17 protein-coding genes are annotated in these 21138 nt (G+C 45.1%); 10 read left to right on the forward strand and 7 right to left on the reverse strand.

Going from position 1 to position 21138, the window contains the following annotated elements; all coding sequences use genetic code 11:
- Positions 1 to 440: 440 nt before the first annotated feature.
- The gene (locus ACTXGE_RS04970) at positions 441 to 1310 is read left to right on the forward strand and encodes an SDR family oxidoreductase (RefSeq protein WP_435948983.1); all 870 of its coding nucleotides are present in this window, start codon (positions 441 to 443) and stop codon (positions 1308 to 1310) included.
- 95 nt (positions 1311 to 1405) lie between these two features.
- On the opposite strand, the gene ACTXGE_RS04975 is transcribed toward ACTXGE_RS04970, so the two are convergent.
- Together ACTXGE_RS04975 and ACTXGE_RS04980 are read right to left on the reverse strand one after the other, a co-directional pair.
- Positions 1406 to 3103, reverse strand: coding sequence for an AMP-binding protein (locus ACTXGE_RS04975; RefSeq protein ID WP_443542225.1), 1698 nt, complete (start codon positions 3101 to 3103; stop codon positions 1406 to 1408).
- 553 nt (positions 3104 to 3656) lie between these two features.
- Positions 3657 to 4214 (reverse strand): thioesterase family protein, encoded by a 558-nt coding sequence (locus ACTXGE_RS04980; RefSeq protein WP_443542227.1) that lies wholly within the window; start codon positions 4212 to 4214, stop codon positions 3657 to 3659.
- A gap of 173 nt (positions 4215 to 4387) precedes the next feature.
- Here ACTXGE_RS04980 and xthA point away from each other — a divergent pair, with 173 nt between their 5' ends.
- From xthA to ACTXGE_RS04995, 3 genes are all read left to right on the forward strand, one after another.
- Positions 4388 to 5215 carry an exodeoxyribonuclease III gene (gene xthA, locus ACTXGE_RS04985; RefSeq protein ID WP_443542229.1) on the forward strand — a complete coding sequence of 276 codons (828 nt, stop codon included), beginning with the start codon at positions 4388 to 4390 and terminating at the stop codon, positions 5213 to 5215.
- A 26-nt stretch (positions 5216 to 5241) separates the two neighbouring features.
- Positions 5242 to 6465 carry a bifunctional glutamate N-acetyltransferase/amino-acid acetyltransferase ArgJ gene (argJ, locus tag ACTXGE_RS04990; RefSeq protein WP_443542231.1) on the forward strand — a complete coding sequence of 408 codons (1224 nt, stop codon included), beginning with the start codon at positions 5242 to 5244 and terminating at the stop codon, positions 6463 to 6465.
- A 290-nt stretch (positions 6466 to 6755) separates the two neighbouring features.
- Positions 6756 to 7154, forward strand: coding sequence for a DUF4377 domain-containing protein (locus ACTXGE_RS04995; protein WP_317198879.1), 399 nt, complete (start codon positions 6756 to 6758; stop codon positions 7152 to 7154).
- A gap of 105 nt (positions 7155 to 7259) precedes the next feature.
- Here the strand turns inward: ACTXGE_RS04995 and ACTXGE_RS05000 are convergent, their stop codons facing one another.
- On the reverse strand, positions 7260 to 8693 hold the full coding sequence (locus ACTXGE_RS05000; RefSeq protein WP_443542233.1) for an L-serine ammonia-lyase: 1434 nt from the start codon (positions 8691 to 8693) through the stop codon (positions 7260 to 7262).
- Positions 8694 to 9083: 390 nt separating this feature from the next.
- On the opposite strand from ACTXGE_RS05000, the gene ACTXGE_RS05005 reads away from it, so the two are divergent.
- A complete protein-coding gene (locus ACTXGE_RS05005) occupies positions 9084 to 10481 on the forward strand; it encodes a solute carrier family 23 protein (RefSeq protein ID WP_443542235.1) in 1398 nt (465 codons plus the stop codon).
- Positions 10482 to 10502: 21 nt separating this feature from the next.
- Here the strand turns inward: ACTXGE_RS05005 and ACTXGE_RS05010 are convergent, their stop codons facing one another.
- Positions 10503 to 11426 carry a DMT family transporter gene (locus tag ACTXGE_RS05010; protein WP_317198877.1) on the reverse strand — a complete coding sequence of 308 codons (924 nt, stop codon included), beginning with the start codon at positions 11424 to 11426 and terminating at the stop codon, positions 10503 to 10505.
- Positions 11427 to 11844: 418 nt separating this feature from the next.
- Between ACTXGE_RS05010 and ACTXGE_RS05015 the strand changes: the two genes are divergently transcribed.
- Positions 11845 to 12762, forward strand: coding sequence for a WG repeat-containing protein (locus ACTXGE_RS05015; protein WP_443542237.1), 918 nt, complete (start codon positions 11845 to 11847; stop codon positions 12760 to 12762).
- Between the two features lie 135 nt (positions 12763 to 12897).
- Here ACTXGE_RS05015 and ACTXGE_RS05020 read toward each other — a convergent pair whose 3' ends face one another.
- A complete protein-coding gene (locus ACTXGE_RS05020) occupies positions 12898 to 13917 on the reverse strand; it encodes an alpha/beta fold hydrolase (RefSeq protein WP_435948976.1) in 1020 nt (339 codons plus the stop codon).
- 24 nt (positions 13918 to 13941) lie between these two features.
- Positions 13942 to 14106, reverse strand: a complete 165-nt coding sequence (locus tag ACTXGE_RS05025; RefSeq protein WP_317198874.1) for a rubredoxin — start codon at positions 14104 to 14106, stop codon at positions 13942 to 13944.
- A gap of 298 nt (positions 14107 to 14404) precedes the next feature.
- Between ACTXGE_RS05025 and ACTXGE_RS05030 the strand changes: the two genes are divergently transcribed.
- A complete protein-coding gene (locus ACTXGE_RS05030; RefSeq protein ID WP_317198873.1) occupies positions 14405 to 14944 on the forward strand; it encodes an adenine phosphoribosyltransferase in 540 nt (179 codons plus the stop codon).
- Between the two features lie 136 nt (positions 14945 to 15080).
- On the opposite strand, the gene ACTXGE_RS05035 is transcribed toward ACTXGE_RS05030, so the two are convergent.
- Positions 15081 to 16019, reverse strand: coding sequence for a transaldolase (locus ACTXGE_RS05035; protein ID WP_443542239.1), 939 nt, complete (start codon positions 16017 to 16019; stop codon positions 15081 to 15083).
- A 325-nt stretch (positions 16020 to 16344) separates the two neighbouring features.
- Here ACTXGE_RS05035 and pheA point away from each other — a divergent pair, with 325 nt between their 5' ends.
- From pheA to ACTXGE_RS05050, 3 genes are read left to right on the forward strand one after another with little or no spacing between them, the layout of a single operon-like run.
- Complete coding sequence (gene pheA / locus ACTXGE_RS05040) at positions 16345 to 17514, forward strand: prephenate dehydratase (protein ID WP_317198871.1); 1170 nt, start codon at positions 16345 to 16347, stop codon at positions 17512 to 17514.
- Between the two features lie 24 nt (positions 17515 to 17538).
- Complete coding sequence (hisC, locus tag ACTXGE_RS05045; RefSeq protein ID WP_435948973.1) at positions 17539 to 18672, forward strand: histidinol-phosphate transaminase; 1134 nt, start codon at positions 17539 to 17541, stop codon at positions 18670 to 18672.
- 7 nt (positions 18673 to 18679) lie between these two features.
- Complete coding sequence (locus ACTXGE_RS05050; RefSeq protein WP_443542242.1) at positions 18680 to 21037, forward strand: bifunctional prephenate dehydrogenase/3-phosphoshikimate 1-carboxyvinyltransferase; 2358 nt, start codon at positions 18680 to 18682, stop codon at positions 21035 to 21037.
- Positions 21038 to 21138: the final 101 nt, after the last annotated feature.

The raw sequence follows: 21138 nt of genomic DNA on the forward strand, positions 1-21138 counted from the left end.
ATTGGCTTTAAGGGTTTGTTCATTTAAATACACTAGGGTCTGTTGAACATTCAAATGTGGAACTGGCGGGCGCTATTTTTTAAGCAATACGCAGTGAAATTCTTGCGGCCTAGTCATTCTAGGTTAGATAACTTCGCCATGTATTGGCAAAAAATAGCCTCGCCTTGAAAGGCTGATGCTAAAATCACCCCAAACGGTGTTGTAAATCTAGCTAATGTCTAGACATTATCTTCGGTTTACGCCTAGTTTGGTGCAATTTTAGCTATCAGCAGTCCTAATGTTTGAATGTTCAACAGACCCTAAGCCTCTAGTCTGCTATACACAATTGCCGTTCAATTATCTACGCAGGCATACTATACTATTGTGTTTTAGCCGTATACTTTGACGCATAAAGACTGCGATTAAGTGTTACATTGCTACTGATATACAAGGAGCTATCTATGCAAAGTAAATTGGTAAATTTAATGACGCAAACGGCCAAGAACCGTAAAGCGCAATTAGTTAGTGCGATCAAACCTGGGCGTTATCTTGCCCGATTAAACCAGCAGCAAGTAGGACAGGGCAAGACAGTGCTGGTTACAGGTGCCAGCTCAGGACTTGGTGAGGGCATGGCATGGTTATTTGCCAGACTAGGTTATAACTTAGCCATTTGCGCGCGCCGCACTAGTCGTTTAGAGCAGCTAAAAACAGATATTTTATCCAAATATCCTGATATTCGTGTCGAGTATCGGGGATTAGATGTGACCGACTATAGCGCTATATTTACAGTGTTTGATGAGTTCGTCGCCGATTTTGGCACTATAGATCGGGTAGTGGTGAACGCAGGGATTGGTGAGAGTCGCCGCATCGGAAAAGGTCGCTTTAGTATCAACAGGCGCACCGCTGAGATCAACTTTATATCAGCACTAGCGCAGTGTGAAGCAGGCATGAAGATTTTTCGCAAACAAAACCATGGTCATCTGGTAGTTATATCGAGCATGTCCGCCATGCGCGGTTTACCAAAACACATGACGACTTATGGTGCAAGTAAAGCTGGCATTGCGCATTTGGCTGAAGGTATTCGCGCTGATATGATACTTGAAAAACTCCCTATCAAAGTCTCTACTATCTTTCCAGGTTATATACGTACTGAGATTAATGAAAATGCTAAGCCATTACCTTTTGAGGTCAGTGCTAACAAGGGCACTAAAGCTATCGTCGCTGCTATAGAATCTGGTGTTGCACAAGCCTGCGTGCCAAGCTTGCCTTGGTCTATTGTAAGCCCTGCAATGAAATACCTACCTTTGAGTTTAATTACCAAAGCAAGCTAATTTATATTGCTCATAAAAAAAGCACCTTACAATCTTGTAGGGTGCTTTTTTGTGCTATAACGTTCAAGCCACTAGAGGTCCAAGGTATCGACAGCTCAAAGCTGAGGATGATCTGCCATATGTTTTTCACGTAACTTTTGGCGCAGTACCTTACCGACATTACTCTTAGGTAGCTCATCAACGAATTCGATATAACGAGGACATTTATACCCTGTTAAATTATCTAGCGCAAAGTCTTTAACAACGTCTTTGGTTACATTTGCATCTGCTCTTATCACGTAGATTTTGACCGCTTCACCCTGACGCTCATCAGGAATACCTATTACCGCACAATCCACGATACCATCACAATCTAGCATGACAGATTCTACCTCGTTCGGGAAGACATTGAATCCTGAAACCAAGATCATATCTTTTTTGCGATCAAGTAGGTTGAAGTACCCTCTATCATCCATACTCACAATATCGCCTGTACGGAAGTAACCGTCTTTAGTAAAGGCTTCGCTAGAGTCTTTATTTAAGTATCCTGCTGTGACGTTAGGGCCTTTGATGCACATCTCACCTGGCTCATTGATGCCTACGCGATTGCCCTCTTCATCGATGACGATGACATCCATACTCGGAACAGGTAGACCAATGGTGCCGTTGAATTTGCGATCAGTGACGATATTAGCCGTACCTGCGGCAACGCCTTCAGTCATGCCCCAGCCCTCAATCATCGCACACCCTGTCACTTCAAGCCAGCGCGCTGCTGTCTGCTGAGTGGCTGCCATACCCCCTGCTTGTGAAATACGAAGCGAGCTAAAATCAAGAGTGCTAAAGTTAGGGTTATCCAGTAATCCTTTGAACAAAGTATTGACCGCAGGGAATACATGGAAGGGTTGTTTGGATAAGGTTTTGACAAATCCTGGAATATCACGCGGGTTAGGCACCAATATAAAGGTGTAGCCTGAGCGCATGGCGAGCAGACTTAGCATAAAGGCAAATATATGATAGAGCGGCAGTGCCATCACCATATTGATATATACCTCATCAATCTCTGAGGTAATAGGTCGTGTCCATGCCTCAGACTGCAAAGCGGCGGCAACCACATTGCGCTGTGACAAAATTGCGCCTTTAGACAGTCCAGTCGTACCACCGGTATATTGCAAAAACGCTTTTTGCTCAAGCGTCATCTTTGGCTTTTGTAGCGGTAGGTTTTTGCCGCGTCGAAGCACATCAGGGAACTTAGTCACTTCGCGTTTTGGATCATTAAGCTTGTACTTAGGTACCAAGCGCTTGACACGGCGAATGATGGTATTTACTAGCATACCTTTTAAGCCCATCATATCGCCCATCTTAGATAAGACAATATGTTTGATAGGTGTCTCTTCAACGACTTGTTCTAATGCTTGAGCGAAATTTTCGACGATAAATATCGTTTTGGCACCAGAATCATTAAGCTGATGACGCAGCTCACGACCTGTGTACAGAGGATTAATCGGGGTACAGACATAGCCTGCGCGCAGTATCCCGATCATAATAGGCAGATATTGTGGTACGTTTGGCATCATCAAAGCGACTACAGACCCCTGTGGTAATCCTTGCGCCTGCAACCATCCAGCGACCGCTTGCGAAGCATCATCGATATCGCCATAAGTATGCGTCACGCCCATGCAAACACTGATAGGGTGCAAGCGAAAGCGTGCAAAGCACTCCTCATAAAGCTCAATCAAGCTACTGTACTGATCAGGATCAATGGTTTTGGGTACGTTGCTAGGATATTGAGCGAGCCAAGGTTTGTTCACTGTCATCTTCAGTGTCCCTTAAATGTAAACGGAGTAGAGGGTTATTAGGTATGACTCTTACTTACTTACCAATCAGTAAATAAAAGGTTAAGTAATACAAAGACATACTTAAGCAATAAATTAACATAACTACAATTGTACTAGAAAATGTATCTTAGCACTGTCTGGTTTCGATTAAAAATTGATTATAGGTTTTTTTTGTGAAGCAATGATATTCGGATAAGCGGTTATTAAAAGAGGATGAGCTGCTTTTTAGTTAGCGTCTTTTTAAATTTATATTCTTAATGAAACATATAGTAGAAAAATAAAATTATTATTAGCATGCATTTGTATACACAAATGTATATGAAATGGTAAAAATAAAGAGAGTTTTGTAGTAGGTGATAAGATATAGAAGATAAATGTTTGAAAAATACAAAAAAATATATTTGTATATGAATGTACAAAGTATTTAGGCTACGAGTTTAGCGTAGCCAAGTCTAAAAAATGAATTTTATAAAGGATGTTGACAAGATTACAGAAACATAAATTTAGCCACTATATGACATGAGCATGACAACTAATTTTTGGATCTATGGGTAGCAATAGCCTGATCGATGACAACGCACAGACTTTTTGGCACGCGTACTGGTCGTATAGAGGTGACATTGGCAACTGGAGTCACTGCGTTGGTATCAGCTTTTGTAGAAGTCGCAGCGCTAGTGCTCAACTGATTTTGCACGCAAGCAATAACAATTTTGGCACTACTCAACAGCGTATTGCTCTTTGCGCGATAGATAGTTTGATAAAAAATAATACTGGCAGGTTTTAGCTCGACTTTATCAATGCGCACATCGATGATCTCGTCTAAATATATCGCTTGGCGGTAATTAAGCGCCGCTTGACTAACCACGAAGTGCTGCACTTGTCCGCTATCATTTTGCAAAAAATAGCCATTGATACCTATTTTGGTAAACCAATCACGGCGACAGTTCTCAAAGAACACCAAATGATTGGCATGATAAACGATGCCGCCGGCGTCAGTATGATTGATATAGATATGATAGTCGGTGGCAAATAAAGGCTTAAGTGACGCTTTATCATTATTAGAGGCTACTATATTTTCAGTTTTGCTCATAAAGTTCTCTATGTATAGTTTGATTAATATAGCTACTTTAGCCTACCTAATAGAGGCGTGCAACAGATAGCGGCGCGCAATTCTGTTATGATACGGACAGTATTTGAGTTGGCCAGATAGGTGAGTAAGTTATCTGGCTGATATATCGCCTCACTATTTATATAGGATAAAGTATGACCCGTTTTGTTAGCTTTAATATCAATGGTATTCGCGCCCGTCAACATCAGTTAGAGGCATTACAAGCCGTCATCGATCCTGATGTCATAGGATTACAAGAGACCAAAGTCCACGATGAGCAGTTTCCACTAAAAAACGTAGAAGGTTTGGGCTACCACGTAGAATACTTTGGTCAAAAAGCGCATTACGGCGTTGCGCTGCTCTCAAAAGTTGCGCCGATATTTGTACAAAAGGGATTTGCGCACGAAAGCGAAGAGGATCAAAAACGCTTTATTCATGCGCGCTACGTAATACAAGGTCGTGAGATTGATGTATTAAATGGCTATTTTCCGCAAGGAGAGAGCCGAGATCATCCTACTAAGTTTCCGATGAAACGTGCTTATTACGCCGATCTCATCGATTACATCGTTACCTTAAAAAGTGAGGGGCGTACGATGATCGTTATGGGGGATATGAATATTGCACCAGAGGATCTCGATATTGGCATCGGTGAGGCTAGTATGAAACGCTGGCTAAAACAGGGTAAAACCTCATTTTTGCCAGAGGAGCGCGAATGGTACGAGAGGTTGATGGCGTGCGAGCTGATCGACACTTATCGTTTGCATTACCCAGAGAGCACAGATTTTTATAGCTGGTTTGATTATCGTAGTCGCGGCTTTAATGATGAGCCCAAACGCGGTATGCGTATCGATCATATTTTGTGCACACCCGATTTGGTCGAGCACTGCGTAGATGCTGGCATCAGCTATGAGCTACGCGCTATGGAAAAACCCTCTGACCACGCGCCTATTTGGTCGGTATTTGACTTAAGTAACGACAATTAAATTATTCATATAAAAAGGAGACTGCCATGGCTGTTGGCGATATAACTATACCTGATACTATTTATGCTATTGATGGCATTACCTTGAGTGCAACGGCAGCTGGCGTGCGCTACAAAGACCGCGATGATTTAGTCATCATAAAAATCAATGAAGCGGCAACGACAGCAGTAGTGACCACCAAAAACACCTTTTGCGCCGCGCCCGTACGCGTTCTACGTGAGCACTTTGCTCATAGCAGTCCGCGGTACCTAATCACCAACACTGGCAATGCTAACGCGGGTACTGGTGCTGATGGTATCCGCCGCGCCAAAGATATTTGTAGAGCTTTGGCAAACAAAACTAGTGTCGATACTCATACGATATTGCCATTCTCAACAGGGGTCATTGGCGAGCCGCTCAATAGCGATGCCGTCATTACTGGACTTGACGCTGCAATAGAGGCGCTTGGATCTGATAACTGGCTCGCTGCGGCTAATGGTATACGTACTACAGATACCATTCCTAAGCTTGCCAGTCAAAAAATCGAGGTCGACGGCGCGCGCTATCATGTCACAGGTATCTCAAAAGGCTCAGGTATGATACGTCCTAATATGGCGACCATGCTTGGATTTGTAGCAACTGATGCCAATATCGCCGCTGATTTATTGCAAGAGATATTAGTCACTATTAATGAGCAATCTTTTAACCGCATTACTGTCGATGGCGACATGTCGACCAATGATTGCTGCGTGCTGATTGCAACGGGCACGGCCAGCTCAGAGATTATAGATAGCTCTGATCACGCGCATTATCAGCCTTTGGTCGATACGCTTACCGAAGTGTTTTTGCGCTTAGCGCAGCTGATCGTCCGAGATGGTGAGGGCGCGACTAAATTTATGACGGTCAAGGTCACTGGCGGCAAAACTACGCAAGAGTGCTGCGACGTTGCGTACGCCGTTGCTCACTCGCCACTCGTGAAAACGGCATTCTTTGCAAGCGACGCCAATTGGGGTCGTATCCTAGCGGCAGTCGGCTACGCGGGTATCGATGATTTGGATACTGAGCAAGTGGATGTCTATTTGGACGACATTATGATCTGTCAAAATGGTGGCGTGGCTCCAGACTATACAGAAGACGCAGGTAAGGAGGTTATGAAGCGTGCTGAGATTACCATTCATATCGATTTGGCGCGAGGGTCGGCGACAGATACCGTCTATACTTGTGATTTATCTTATGATTACGTCAAGATAAATGCAGACTATCGTAGTTAGTGCGTCTTAGATTATCTGACATGAGTGATATCAGTTGCAAATACTGACGTTTAATTACAAAGCAGTCATAGAAGATAAGGTTTTAAAGCTTCTATACTGAGCGAAGTATTTATAAGGGCACTCACTAAATACATGCTGATCTATTGTCGTTCAAAAAACTATAGTTCAAATGATGTAACCGAGTGTCCTTACTACTATAAAAAATTATCGATATCGTTAGACCAACTTCGCTCTAACGATATCGATAATTAATACTAAAAATTTGATAATAATTGTATGAGGATACACCAATGAAAAAATTAGCTATAGCAGCATTGATGACCACTTTTGCACTTGCAGGTTGTTCGAGCATGGGCTTAGATGACCAGCGTACTATGGTCGTAGAAGGTCAAGCTATGGATGTTAAAGTCGTTAACATCAAAAGCTTTCAAGTAGAAGTTGCGCCGCGTAAAGCTGTTTGTGAATTGACTGCTACTGATGGCACAAAAGTACAATCAACTTGCTTGCAGTATCGTCATACTTACCAAAAGAACTTTACTAACTTAAGCGGTGATATCCAAGGGTTCACTTATGAGCCAAACTACCGCTACGTGTTAGATGTCCGTCAAGAAGCGGTTGCTGATGAAGCTTCAGGCCTAGTTAAGCCAGTATGGTTATTGAACGATGTAATCTCTAAAACACCAGAGTAAGTCTAGTATTTAGTTCAAACTAAGACAAAAAAACCGCTACTGAGTTAGCGGTTTTTTATGTTTTGATCCGTGCAAGATGATGTGACTTATTTAGCACTAATTACATTAACACTGACTGTAGTTAACACTGACACCGTGAGTTGCCGTTGGTATACGGTTATCTGCATATACTGCTAGGCCGCCGCGCGCGGTCTCTTTGTATTTATCAGACATATCTTCGCCCGTTTGTTTCATGGTTTCAATCGCTTTATCTAGCGATACCATATGTTGCCCATCACCGCGGCAGGCAAGGCGAGCGGCGTTGATAGCTTTGATGGCACCCATTGCATTGCGCTCAATGCAGGGCACTTGCACCAAACCGCCAATAGGATCGCAGGTTAGACCTAGGTTGTGTTCAATGCCGATCTCAGCGGCGTTTAAGCATTGGGCAGGGGAGCCACCCATAATCTCAGCTAAAGCGGACGCTGCCATAGCACAGGCGGAACCAACCTCACCTTGACAACCAACCTCAGCGCCAGAGATGGAGGCGTTTTGTTTAATAAGGCTACCAATAGCGGTTGCATTGAGTAAAAACTTGCGCACGCCGTCATGATTGTAGCTCTGCAAAAAATCACGGTAATAGTGCATAACCGCAGGGATTATACCTGCTGCACCATTGGTTGGCGCAGTGACCACATTGCCGCCATTAGCGTTTTCTTCATTGACAGCCAAAGCGTACAAATCAACCCAGTCCATTGCCGCAAGCTTGTCGCTCTTGGCAATGGGCTGATCTTTTTCTGCGCACAACTGCAAATACAAAGCCTGCGCTCGGCGTTTGACTTGCAGTCCTCCTGGCAAGATACCGCTATTTTGACAACCTTGCTCAACGCAGCGCTGCATCACGTTCCAAATATCATCTAAATAAGCGTAGACCTCGTCCAAGCTGCGATAGTGACACTCGTTTGCCAGTACCAATTCGCTGACACTCAATTGGTGCTGATTACATTGCTCAAGTAATTCTGCGGCATTGTTAAAGGGATAAGGAATATCATCGATAGTGGGGCTGGCATGATCCTCATCGGGGTTGGTGGCATCTTCATCATTGATGACAAATCCGCCACCGATAGAGTAGTACGTCTGCTGATAGTGCGTGCCGTCCATCAAATGAGCACGCAAGGTAAGCGCGTTTGGATGATAGGGCAATACAGTGTCATCAAACCAGTGAATGTCGCGCTGTGCATCAAAACTGACAGTATGTACGCCTAGTAGATTAAGCTTTAGCTCATCTAAAATAGCAGAGAGATAATGGTCAGTGAGGCGCGTATCTATCGTGCTTGGCGTATGACCCAACAAGCCTAAGAGTATAGCAGTATCTGTCGCATGACCTTTGCCTGTTGCTGCAAGCGATCCGTATAGTTCGATCTCTACTGATTTGATGTCAGTAATGCTTGCCTGCTTGGATAGTGACGATAAAAATAAGTTAGCCGCAATCATTGGGCCGACGGTATGTGAGCTTGAAGGGCCAATACCTATTTTAAATAAATCAAATACGCTAATCATAAAGTTACCATGACTTAAGAAGGTGGAGTGAGTTCATACTTTTATGCAGCAAAATCTTTTATTTATACACTATTTCCGCTATGATGCTGAGCATCTTGCACTATGTAACATTCTGTAAACTTAACAGCTGTAAAATCTGCACAGTACTGCTTATTGTAAGTATCAAAACTGATGTCAGTTAAACACAACTCGTAGTACACGACCAGTGAAATTGGACTTTATTAACAAATAGTTTTTATCCTCAAAACCATTTGTTGTTGACGATTATTATAAAGCAGTCGTTCGTCCTATTGCTACAGTAGATGCCTCAAAGTTTAGAGGATCAGTAGTTTTAAGAGCTAACCATAAATAACGAGCGACTTTCCATCCAACTATTATTAGGACTAGCGCATGACCTTGCCATCAGAGCCTTCTTCTGCCTCTAACAAACCGAATGCTTTAACGGCTGCTGGTATCGATCCTAAAGCCATGCAATTAATAGACAATCCAGACTTTGATAATGGTCGCTGGTTTCCTACGTGGCGCGCGTATAAAGGCAACTTAGATGTCGATCCCGTCGGTATCAACGAGTACTTGCCGCCGTCCAAAAGCGTGCTACTTGGTATTCAACATACCTTTGCTATGTTTGGTGCGACTGTACTTGCGCCACTGCTTATGGGTTTTGATGCCAACCTTGCTATCTTGATGTCCGGTATCTGTACAGTGATGTTCTTTATCATTACAGGCGGGCGTATGCCCAGCTATTTGGGTTCAAGCTTTGCCTTTATTGGCCCTGTCATTGCAGTGACTGCGTATGCAGGTATGGGCTTCAATAGTGGTCTGGATGTGGCCTTAGGCGGCATCATGGTGTGCGGTATTATCTACTCCTTGGTAGGTTTGCTCGTCATGAAGACAGGTACAGGCTGGATTGAGAGTTTGATGCCGCCTATTGTGACGGGCGCTATCGTTATGATCATCGGTCTCAACCTTGCGCCTGTGACCATTCAAGGCGTCTCAAGCAATCAATTTGATGCTTGGATGGCAACGCTTACCGTCCTACTTATTAGCGCAGTAGCCGTATTTACCAGCGGTATGCTTAGACGCTTGCTGCTCTTAGTCGGTTTGATATTGTCTTATATTGCCTACTTTGTGATGACTAATATCTTAGGCTTTGGTACGCCTATCGACTTTAGTAGTATTCAAAGTGCCGCTTGGTTCGGATTGCCTACGATCTACACACCGCGCTTTGAGCTTAGCGCTATTATCTTGATTGCCCCTGTTGCTTTTATCTTAATCGCCGAAAACTTAGGACATTTTAAAGCAGTCGAGGGCATGACCAAAGCGCGCGTAACGCCTTATATGGGCCGCGCTTTTCTCGCTGATGGCTTAGCGACTACCTTCTCAGCAGGCTTTGGCGGTACAGGAGTGACCACTTATGCTGAGAACATCGGCGTGATGGCAGTGACCAAGGTCTATAGCACGACCATCTTTGTCATCGCAGGCTTAGTCGCTATCCTGCTTGGACTCTCACCCAAATTTGGCGCAGTGATTCAGACGATTCCGCCAGCACTACTGGGCGGTGCGTCTATTGTTGTCTTTGGTCTAATCACCATCGCTGGCGCGAAAATTTGGATCGACAACCATATTGATTTTAGCAAAAATAGCAACTTAATCATTGCTGCAGTTACCGTTATTATGGGCGCAGGTAACTTTGGTTTAAAGTTAGGTGAGTTTGATTTGGGCGGTATCGGTACGGCAACGCTAGCTGCTATCGTGCTTAATGCTTTATTCAATCTGAAAAAAAGCTAGTTGCCATAATAGATAGCTTATTTATGGTTTGTGCTTATAAAATCTTGCAAAAAATCGATAACGACGCAGGGCGCGCGGCTTAGGTTTGAGCGATCCTAAATATATCGCTAGCATTGTCAGTAACGCGCCGCTCCATTGCAGCGTGTTAATAGATTTGCCAAGCCAGCTGTAGTCTATTATCAAAGCTGCGATAGGTTCAGTCAACAACAGCAAGCCTGTAACGGCAAGCGACAACTTGGGGATAGAGTAGGCTATAAGTCCCCAAGCCAAGCATTGCATCACCGCGCCATACACTAGTATCCAGCCAATATCAGACCACGAGTTTGGCATAATGTGACCGGCGTCAAATATCAGCATAGGTATGATCATCGCCAGCACGCCGCCAATACTAATCAGTTGCATCAAGACAAATATCGGTGTGGGCTCGGTATCATGAGTCTTACGGATAAAGGTCATAGACGCCGCCAGCATCGCGCCTGATACGATGCCAGTAACAAACCCCCAAGTCGCGGCTGTATTATTGGCAAACTCTGGGCTCCCTATCATCGCCACGCCAAGCACCGCCAAAAATAAACTTATCAGCTGTAAGCTTGTCTGGCGTTCACTAAAATACAAAAACCCAATCGCTGCCAAAAAGAAAATCTGTAAGCTATTGAGCAAGGTTGAGATACCAGGCCCAACAGCATAGATACTCTCATGCCACAGTGCTAGATCCAAGCCCAAAAATACCCCTGATAACAACCCAAAAACGATAGCAGAACGGGCGCGCGGTAGCCGTTGGCCTGTCATTTTGGCCAGCAGGGTAAAGATAATACCTGATATCGCAAGCCGCCAAAACGACATTGCCCAGCCGCCAATATCGACGTGAGCGACAATCAGACTACCCAAGCCAAAAATAATGCAGCCAATAATAAGGCCGGTGGATGCTGAGCTTGTAGTAGACATCGCTGTATATCATCCTTTATATAAACGTTCTAAAGTAAAAGCTTGCTAAGATTAAAAATAAGTATTCTTTATATTGAATATAATGCAATATCTAGTATTCTAATAAGTATAGATTAAAAGGTGCTAAGCTTTAGCACAATAGTGACACGATCTAAGGGCTTGCGTTACACGCTTACTCAACACAGGTTGGTGCATGAGCAGCTATTTGTTAGGCTGCCTGTCTTACCATACAAGAGAGCGTTGTGAAATAATGGATTTTACTATGACTAAAAGTACTCAGTTAAATACACTACAATCTACTAAATTTGTGCCTGTGCTTTTGTCTGCCATACTTAAATCTTTCATACTTGGGTCTACCGCTCTTAGATCTACCGTTCTGACATCCTCTACACTTACCAAAGTATACTTTGGTGTCGCTATGATTCTGAGTTCAGTTTTTATCATTCCAAGCGCGCAAGCGGCCAGTTGCAAGATACCAAAGAGCTACTACAAGCATGTTTCTTGCACTGCTGATAGTCGCTATTTCTTGGCGGTAAAGGATTTTGGTGCGCCAGTCGCTTTACTCGATAAAAAAGGTAAAAAAGTAGCTGATCTTATGGGTTATCAGCGCGTAGATGCCACCAAGATAGCAGGAGGTCTCATGCCTGTACAGCGTAATAGTAAAGTCGGCTACGTCGATATGCGCGGGCGCGAGGCGATACCGACCAGGTACGATATCATCGGCTCTAACCAAGAGTGGGCAAGAGCGGTATCAGACGGACGCATTGTCGTCAAAAGAAACGGCGATTATGGCGTGATTACCACCGCCAATCAAGTGGTTGTACCGTTTAAATCCTCTATCAGTCATATCGATAATTACAAAAACGGTATTGCGCGCGTAAGTAAAGGCAAGTCCATAAGTTGGCTGGATAAAGACGGTAACATCGCTCAAGACCCCAATGCAAAGCGTGAGATGCAAGCTTCAAATAACCGATCTGAGAATACGCCAGCGCTAGTGCCTGCGGCATTTACCACGTTAAAGGCCAAGCAACAAAATGGTAAATGGGGTTTTGTTGATGATAACGATGTAGTGATGATTACCTATTCGTTTGATGACGTACGACCTTTCTCTGAAGGTTTGGCTGCGGTCAGTATCGATGACAAATGGGGCTTTTTAAATTTAGGCGGCGAGCTTGTCATACCTTTTAACTTTGATAATAGTGTCATAAGTAACGAGGACACCTATCAAGGCGTCTCACCTTTTGTATTTAAAGAAGGTACGGCTTGGGTGGGTACGTTGGCAGATGGTCAAAAAACCTGTATCAATACAACGGGTGAAATTGTCAGTTGTGGTTAATTACTCAATACTATTTGTTGTTTGAACTCAAAAGACAAATTTAAAAAGAGTCGTGGCTATTGTTATGAATAGCAGCAACGACTCTTTGTTGGCTTAACACTTATTAGTGAGCAATCGTTAATTAGTAATTAAAAGTTAGCCGAGTAAATGATTGCGAATCAGATCAACCATATAAGGCTGATAATAGGCAGGTATATCATGCCCCATGCCTTCAATGAGATGAAAGGTGGCATTCGGAATGGTCTTGGCAACGACGCGACCTTGAGAGGCTGGAATAAGACCATCAGCACTGCCGTGCATGACAATGGTTGGCGCTTTGATTTGCTTACTAAAGCGAGCAATAGAGCCTGAGGCTAATATAGCGTTAAGCTGCTGCACCGTGCCTAGCGGATGAAAGCTGCGCTGATAACGCAACTGAGCAATCTCACGCACGAGACGCACATTGATATGTCCTGGCGTACCGACGGTTTTCATAAACCAGACGCTATGACGTACGATATCGCGCTCAGAATGGCTCTCAGGACGATTAATCAAGGTATATAACTGCTTGGGCTTAGGCGGGCGCAGAAATGCGCGATTGGTCGTGGTAAACATGAGCGCCACTTTGTCCACTAGGCTTGGATAACGCGCGGCAACAATTTGCGAGATCATTCCGCCCATAGACGCGCCAATCAAATGCGTACTCCCTAGATGCAAAGCTTTGATCAAGCGGGCAGTGTCCTCTGCCATATCGGTCAAGTTATATGCCACTTGCGCGCTTTTGTTAGAGAGTCCCGTTTGCAAGCGCATCATCATCTTAAGCTGACTGATACGCGGCAGACCATCGATTTGGACTTTGGAAGATAGACCGATATCACGATTATCAAAACGAATAACGAATAATCCTGCATCAATAAGGCGCTTAATAAAAGCATCGGGCCAAAATATCATCTGTGAGCCAAGACCCATAACCATCAGTAGTGGTGGGTTGGCAGGGTTACCGCCAGCTTCAACACACAGCTCAATGCCGTCACCGATATCTATCATAGCTTGATACAGATGCTCGCTCAGATCTGAGGGGTGCCACTTGTGCTCACCGAACTTTTTCCACTCATCACTAGGATAGTGTTCGATCTTGTTAGCGGGGCTATGAGTACCTAGATCATTTGAAGTCATAATATTTCCTATTGCGCAAGTGGCCTAAAATTCTGCCATCTCAAAGTCAAGCTTGCCGACGCCGCACTCAGGACATATCCAGTCCTCTGGAATATCTTCCCATTTGGTACCTGGCGCGATACCTTCTTCAGGACAGCCTAGCTCTTCATCATATATCCAGCCACAGACTATACATTCATAACGTTTCATACTTTATCCTATCAACTAATACTGAGATATTACGCACCTTTAGGTACGATGAAAACGTCCGTAGTGTAGCATATAACCAGACTTTGCACGTTTAAGTTTACACTTGTATATTGAGATTGCTCTAGCATAATCAAGTAAAAATATAGCACTTTTTATATCTATAATTGTCTAATGTTGAACATCACCCCTCAAAATAGTATCCATTATGCTATGATTGCCCCCATTATTTTTAACCGTATTTTTAGCCATTATTGAATGCCATCCCTTTATTCACCAGTCATCTAAGATTGAGGTCACCATGAGCGCCACTGCAATATCTAACACCAAAAACATTGATCATCCCTTTTGGCAAGTGATCAGAACGGTACCTAATTTTCCAAAAGCAGGTATCGATTTTTATGATATTACGCCGTTACTGCGCAGTCACATAAATGATGTCATCGATGCGCTGCTTGCAGCTTTGCCCGAGGGGCTTATGGATGAGGTGGATTGTTTAGGTGCGGTTGAGGCACGCGGCTTTGTATTTGCAAGCTTGCTGGCAGGCCGTCTTGGCAAAGGCATGATACTACTGCGTAAACCTGGCAAATTGCCGCCACCTGTTGCAAATAAAGCCTATGCATTAGAGTACGGTAAAGATACGCTTGAGATGCAAAATAACTTACCGCCTGAGCGCGTATTATTGGTTGATGATATTTTGGCGACAGGAGGCACGCTCACGACCGCCTATGAGCTATGCCGATCCGCTGAGCATACTGTCGTTGGCGCTTTGGTACTTCTCGACTTGGTAGAGTTGCATGGCGAGTTTCCTGTACCTGTTTATACGGTCCTAAAGGCATAAAGATTTAGTCATAACAGTGAATAGTAATCTGAAAGGTATAAAAAAGCAGCATTCTAAGTGCTTAGAATGCTGCTTTTACTTGATAACTTTTACTTAATAGTGAGTCTAAACGACTAACGAGTTAACTCGCCAAAGCCTAACGCATCCCCGCCAACGCCTTTGCCAGCTCGTCACGCGCGGCGATAAACCCGTCTATGCCTTTAGGCAATAAGTCTTGAGTGATCTTATCCTGTTGATACTCATGATTAAAGGCTTCGTGAGTCAGACTGATTTTTTGCATATCCGCCAACTCTGTTGCCATACTTGGTGAGAGCTTGCGAGTGACGTCGACGTCCATAGCCTCAAGCTCGTCGATAAGATCAGGCGCAATAGTGAGCAGATCACAACCTGCTAGCGCAAGTATCTGCTCGACCGAGCGAAAGCTAGCTCCCATGACTTGGGTGTCATAACCATGCTGCTTGTAATACTGATAAATAAGCTTGACAGATTGTACGCCCATATCATCAGTAGGCGGAATGTTCTGGCGGCTTTGTTGGCGTTTTTGCCAGTCCAATATACGACCGACAAAAGGTGAGATGAGGGTGACCCCTGCGTCGGCGCAAGCGATCGCTTGATGCTGACCAAAGAGCAAAGTTAAGTTGCAGTGAATATTTTGGGTTTCAAGATAGCGCGCCGCCTCAATGCCTTGCCAGGTCGCTGCCATTTTGATGAGTACGCGCTCAGAATCCACGCCAGCGTCCTGGTAGGCATCCATAAAAGCAAGCGCTTTATCAATAGTCGCCTGAGTATCATAGGACAGGCGTGCATCGACCTCAGTGGAGACTCGTCCCTCAATGAGTTCCAATATATTACAGCCGATCTTGATAGTAAGCGCATCAATGACAGCATCGACATCACCATGATAGCGGCTCATCGTTTCACTCAGCATAGATTGATTGTCAGGATGAATGAGGGCTTTGGTGATTAGGCTTGGGTTGGTCGTCGCATCCTGAGGTCGCAGGCGTGCAATAGCAGCCAAATCCCCTGTGTCAGCGACAATAGTGGTCATCGTGCGAAGCTGTTGTAATGCGCTCATTGAATATCCTTGCGTGTTGAATGATTAGCAAACAAACTTTAACATAGTTTGGTTTGGATTTATCTAATATAAAAACGAATGATACCAAGACGAGACGCAGGCAATGAGCATAAGTATTGATATAAATCTAATGTATGAAGATTTTTCAGCCTGTTTGTGATTTAGTGTCTTATCCTGCTTTTAAAGGATTAGACAAGTCCTATCTACCATTAAAAATAAACCGTTTTTGTTTTATAAACACGATAAATCGATAAGATGGCTTTAAATATACTGATGATGTGCTACATTATAGCGGTCTAAATAACAGTTAAAAAGGATAGGCGGTATGAGCGAGCAGTCACCAGAGCAAAAGCCAGATAACCCAGAGCAAACAGATACGCCAGCAACGGAGCAAGCGTTTTTAAATCAGCTGCGTCAAAACATCGATACCGTAGACTCCCAAATTCATACGCTCATTAACAACCGTGCTAGATTGGCTCAGCAAGTAGCGACAGTCAAAAAAGAACACGTCGCTAATAGCAAAGATGCCTCTATACGTAATCCTATCTTTTATCGTCCTGAGCGCGAGGCGCAAGTCCTAAAAGCGGTCATGGCGCGTAACGAAGGCCCTATCTCTGACGAGAAGATGGCGCGCCTGTTTCGTGAGATTATGTCGGTTTGTCTGGATCTAGAAGCACCGCAGCGTATTGCCTTCTTGGGACCTGTCGGTACCTTTACGCATGCCGCCGCGCTCAAACATTTTGGCAAAGCGGCTGATACAGTACCGATGACTACGATTACCGATGTGTTTCGCGAAGTGGAGGCGGGTACGGCTATGTATGGGGTGGTACCTGTTGAGAACTCATCAGAGGGCGTCGTTAATCATACGCTTGATGGGTTTTTGTCGTCATCTCTCAAAATCATTGGTGAAGTTGAGCTGCCTATTCATCAGAACTTTTTGGTCGCTCAGCACACCAAGGTTGATAGCTTAAGCCGTATCTATTCACATCAGCAGTCCCTTGCACAGTGTCGTCATTGGCTTGATGTTAATTTCCCTAATATTGAGCGGGTAGCGGTCTCAAGTAATGGGGAGGCGGCGCGCCGTCTCAAGAACGAATGGCATTCGGCTGCTATTGCAGGGGACGTAGCGGCTGCAGAGTACGATTTGCATAAGCTATATTCAAATATCGAAGACAATCCGAGCAATACTACGCGATTCTTGATTATCGGTCATGAAGCGATTGCGCCCTCAGGTCAAGACAAAACCTCTATCGTCGTCTCAGCGCATGATAAAGCTGGCGCACTGATCGAGATCCTCAAGCCCTTGTCGTATCACGGCGTATCTATGACTAGCATCGAGACTCGTCCTGAGCGTCCTAATAAATGGGCTTACGTATTCTTTATCGATATGGATGGTCATATTCAAGACCCTAACGTGAGCGCTGCTGTTGCTGATATCAAGCCTCTGGTAAAAGACTTGCGCGTACTAGGCTCATACCCTAAAGCGGTATTGTAGCCTTTTAATTATTGAGGAGATATCATGTCAGTTGCCAGTGGTGATCAATCTGTTTTGCGTCCTGCTTACGACAGTATCCTAACGCTTGCGCCTTATCAAACGGGCAAGCCTGCCGACGAGATCACGCGCGAGTATGGCGTCTTTGATGTGGTCAAACTCGCCAGCAACGAGAATCCGCTGGGCTGCTCGCCTTATGTGACCCTAGCGATCACTGATGAGCTAGGAGAGCTGGCGCGCTATCCTGATGGCAATGGCTATTATCTCAAGCAAGCCCTGTCTGATTTTAATGATATTAGCATCGATTGTATCACCTTGGGTAATGGCTCTAACGATCTACTCGATATCTTGGCACGTAGTTTTGTCAGTAGTGATGATGCTATCGTTTATAGCCAATATGGTTTTGTAGTGTATTCGATGCTGGCTAAAATGCAAGGCGCGGCGGGTATTGAAATACCGGCGCAGCGATTTGGTCATGATTTGAGTGCTATGGCTCAGGCTGTCAAAGACAATCCCAATACCAAGATAGTGTTTATCGCTAATCCTAACAATCCAACGGGCACTCAACTTGGGCGTGATGAGCTACAGGAATTTGTAGCCAGTATGCCGCCGTCAGTGCTGGTTGTATTAGATGAAGCTTATATAGAGTACAGCCCTGAGAGCAATAATCGCGCGCTGCTAGATGCGTTTGACAACGTCGTCATTGTGCGCACCTTTTCGAAAGCTTATGGTCTGGCGGGGTTACGCGTTGGTTATGCCCTCAGCTCAGCGCCAGTGGCTGATTTATTGAACCGTGTACGCCAACCTTTTAACGTCAGTCGTCTCGGTCTTGCTGCCGCTACAGCCGCGCTTGCAGATCAGTCGTTCATCGAGACGGTAAGATACACCAACCAAGAGCAGATGCGCTGGCTTGAGAAGCAGTTTGACGCGTTAGGATTGGGTTTTATCAAATCTTTCGCCAATTTTATTATGCTAGAGGTGGCTGTAGATATGGAGGAGACAACAGCGGCAACAGTAAATCAAGCGCTATTAGAGCAAGGCGTTATTGTACGACCATTAGCAGCCTACGGCCTTGATGATTGGCTACGCATTACGGTTGGCACTGCCGAAGAAAACCTACGCTTAGTTGATACGCTAAGCTCTATTTTGAACGATGATTGAGGCAATAGTGAGTCCACAAAATAATAACCTATACCTTAATCCTTCACAGACGAGCACTCAGCCTTTATTTAAGCAGGTGTGCGTGGTCGGTCTGGGTTTGATTGGCGCAAGTCTAGCGCAAGCGATCAAGGATAAAGGGTTGAGCGCGCGTATCGTCGCGGTAGATCGCCATATACCAAGTATTGACGAGGCCATCGAACAAGGTCTGCTTGATAAAGGTAGTGATACGCTTTTGGATGCCGTTGCTGGTAGCGATTTGATCGTTGTTGCCATTCCCGTGCAAGCGGTACCCGCCATTTTTGCTGATATAAAGGCGGCTATGGATATAGGTCTGATCGCTACTGATTGTATGATTACCGATGTCTGTAGTACCAAAGTCAATATCATTGAAGCTGCCACCCAAGTATTTGCCACTTCATCAAATGGTATGCCTACTGGGTTTGTACCCGCGCATCCGATTGCTGGGGCAGAGAATTCAGGGTATCATGCCAGACGTAGTGACTTGTTCAGTCATCATAGCGTTATCATCTGTGAGCTTATGACGACGGATGCTATAGCGATTGCGCGGCTCAAGCAGTTGTGGGAAGCAGTAGGCGCGTCGGTTATGAGTATGGACGCTGATCGTCATGACAAGATACTCGCGCACACCAGTCACTTGCCGCATCTGCTTGCCTTTAATCTGGTTGAACAACTCGCCAGCCACGATGACAATCTAGACATGTTTCGCTACGCGGCAGGTGGGTTTCGCGACTTTACCCGCATAGCAGCCAGTGATCCTAAAATGTGGCACGATATATTTATCGCCAACAAAGGTGCCGTCGTGAGCGCCCTTGATGAATACAGCGACTATCTACAACAGCTGCGTCATCTCATTATAAATAACGACTCAACCGCCCTGATGGGGCTTTTAGGCCGCGCGCAAGCTGCCCGGCGACACTTTGATCACATGTTAGCTTCTACCCCTTATACGGATACCTCTGCTATGTCAGCCTCTTATATTATCTCGCCAAGCCAAACTCTCACAGGCACTATTGCTATTCCAGGTGACAAATCTATCTCCCATCGTAGCATTATGCTCGGTAGTCTTGCGACTGGTGTGACAAGAGTCACTGGATTCTTAGAAGGCGAGGACGCTTTGGCAACTTTGCAAGCGTTTCGTGATATGGGCGTGACGATTGAGGGCCCTGATAAGGGTGAGCTGACCATTCACGGTGTTGGTATGCATGGTCTCAAACCCAGCAAGACGCCGCTTTATATGGGTAATTCTGGCACTAGTATGCGCCTGCTATCGGGTATTTTGGCCGCACAAAAATTTGACAGTGTACTCATTGGTGATACTAGCCTAAACAAGCGTCCCATGGAGCGAATCGCCGCGCCGCTGCGTCAGATGGGCGCCGTTATCCAGAGTACGGGCACTAGTGGTACGGCGCCGCTCAGCATTACAGGCCGCGACAAAGCGGGCACACCACTACAAGGTATCCATTACGATATGCCTGTAGCCTCAGCGCAAGTCAAATCCTGCTTATTGTTAGCAGGATTATGGGCTGATGGCACAACGACGGTGACCCAGCCTGAGATTAGCCGTGATCATACTGAGCGTATGCTATCTGCTTTTGGTTATCCGGTTGTTGTTGAGGGCAATCGCATTAGTGTTGAAGGCGGTGGACAGCTGACAGGCGGTGACATCGCTGTCCCTGCTGATATCTCCTCAGCGGCGTTCTTTATGGTGGCCGCTGCCATTAGCAAAGATAGTGAGCTGACCTTGTCGCAAGTGGGTATCAATCCGACGCGTACGGGCATTATTGATATTCTAAAGCTCATGCAAGCGGACATCACTTTGAGTAATGAGACTCATATCGGTGGTGAGCCCGTCGCCGATATCACCATTCGTAGCTCAAATCTGCAAGGTATTAATATACCTGAGCATCTGGTGCCGCTAGCTATCGATGAGTTCCCTGTACTGTTCGTCGCGGCGAGTTGCGCGCAAGGTCGTACGGTGTTGACAGGCGCTAAAGAGTTACGTGTCAAAGAGTCTGATCGCATTGCGGTTATGGCTGAGGGTTTACGAGCTCTAGGCGTCAATTGTACAGTAACGGACGATGGGATGATTATTGAAGGTCAAAACGTCGATGGTCATAATAACGATAAAGCGGTATTTGGCGGCGGGCATATCGTCTCTCATCACGACCACCGTATCGCCATGAGCTTTGCAGTAGCGAGCCTCAGAGCGTCTGAGCAGATTACGATCGAAGGGGTAGAGACGGTCAATACCAGCTTCCCAGGGTTCGCCGAACTCGCCACTCAAATCGGCATGAACATTGAAGTCCAAAGCGGCGCTGTGCAAAGTGGCGACGATAATGCCTGATAATATCTAGGCAGATCTTTTAGATTAAAACCTTTAGATAGACTCATTAAAATAATACGTATCTTTAACTTCTAGCAATGGGCTGATGTCTCATCGATATC

Origin of the sequence: Psychrobacter sp. T6-4 (assembly GCF_052258425.1) — a bacterium.
Classification (GTDB): domain Bacteria; phylum Pseudomonadota; class Gammaproteobacteria; order Pseudomonadales; family Moraxellaceae; genus Psychrobacter.

Excerpts from the sequence above, each read along its gene's own strand:
- ACTXGE_RS04970 (WP_435948983.1), top strand. The coding sequence starts at position 441 with ATGCAAAGTAAATTGGTAAATTTAATGACGCAAACGGCCAAGAACCGT.
- ACTXGE_RS04975 (WP_443542225.1), bottom strand. The coding sequence starts at position 3,103 with ATGACAGTGAACAAACCTTGGCTCGCTCAATATCCTAGCAACGTACCC.
- ACTXGE_RS04980 (WP_443542227.1), bottom strand. The coding sequence starts at position 4,214 with ATGAGCAAAACTGAAAATATAGTAGCCTCTAATAATGATAAAGCGTCA.
- xthA (WP_443542229.1), top strand. The coding sequence starts at position 4,388 with ATGACCCGTTTTGTTAGCTTTAATATCAATGGTATTCGCGCCCGTCAA.
- argJ (WP_443542231.1), top strand. The coding sequence starts at position 5,242 with ATGGCTGTTGGCGATATAACTATACCTGATACTATTTATGCTATTGAT.
- ACTXGE_RS04995 (WP_317198879.1), top strand. The coding sequence starts at position 6,756 with ATGAAAAAATTAGCTATAGCAGCATTGATGACCACTTTTGCACTTGCA.
- ACTXGE_RS05000 (WP_443542233.1), bottom strand. The coding sequence starts at position 8,693 with ATGATTAGCGTATTTGATTTATTTAAAATAGGTATTGGCCCTTCAAGC.
- ACTXGE_RS05005 (WP_443542235.1), top strand. The coding sequence starts at position 9,084 with ATGACCTTGCCATCAGAGCCTTCTTCTGCCTCTAACAAACCGAATGCT.
- ACTXGE_RS05010 (WP_317198877.1), bottom strand. The coding sequence starts at position 11,426 with ATGTCTACTACAAGCTCAGCATCCACCGGCCTTATTATTGGCTGCATT.
- ACTXGE_RS05015 (WP_443542237.1), top strand. The coding sequence starts at position 11,845 with ATGATTCTGAGTTCAGTTTTTATCATTCCAAGCGCGCAAGCGGCCAGT.
- ACTXGE_RS05020 (WP_435948976.1), bottom strand. The coding sequence starts at position 13,917 with ATGACTTCAAATGATCTAGGTACTCATAGCCCCGCTAACAAGATCGAA.
- ACTXGE_RS05025 (WP_317198874.1), bottom strand. The coding sequence starts at position 14,106 with ATGAAACGTTATGAATGTATAGTCTGTGGCTGGATATATGATGAAGAG.
- ACTXGE_RS05030 (WP_317198873.1), top strand. The coding sequence starts at position 14,405 with ATGAGCGCCACTGCAATATCTAACACCAAAAACATTGATCATCCCTTT.
- ACTXGE_RS05035 (WP_443542239.1), bottom strand. The coding sequence starts at position 16,019 with ATGAGCGCATTACAACAGCTTCGCACGATGACCACTATTGTCGCTGAC.
- pheA (WP_317198871.1), top strand. The coding sequence starts at position 16,345 with ATGAGCGAGCAGTCACCAGAGCAAAAGCCAGATAACCCAGAGCAAACA.
- hisC (WP_435948973.1), top strand. The coding sequence starts at position 17,539 with ATGTCAGTTGCCAGTGGTGATCAATCTGTTTTGCGTCCTGCTTACGAC.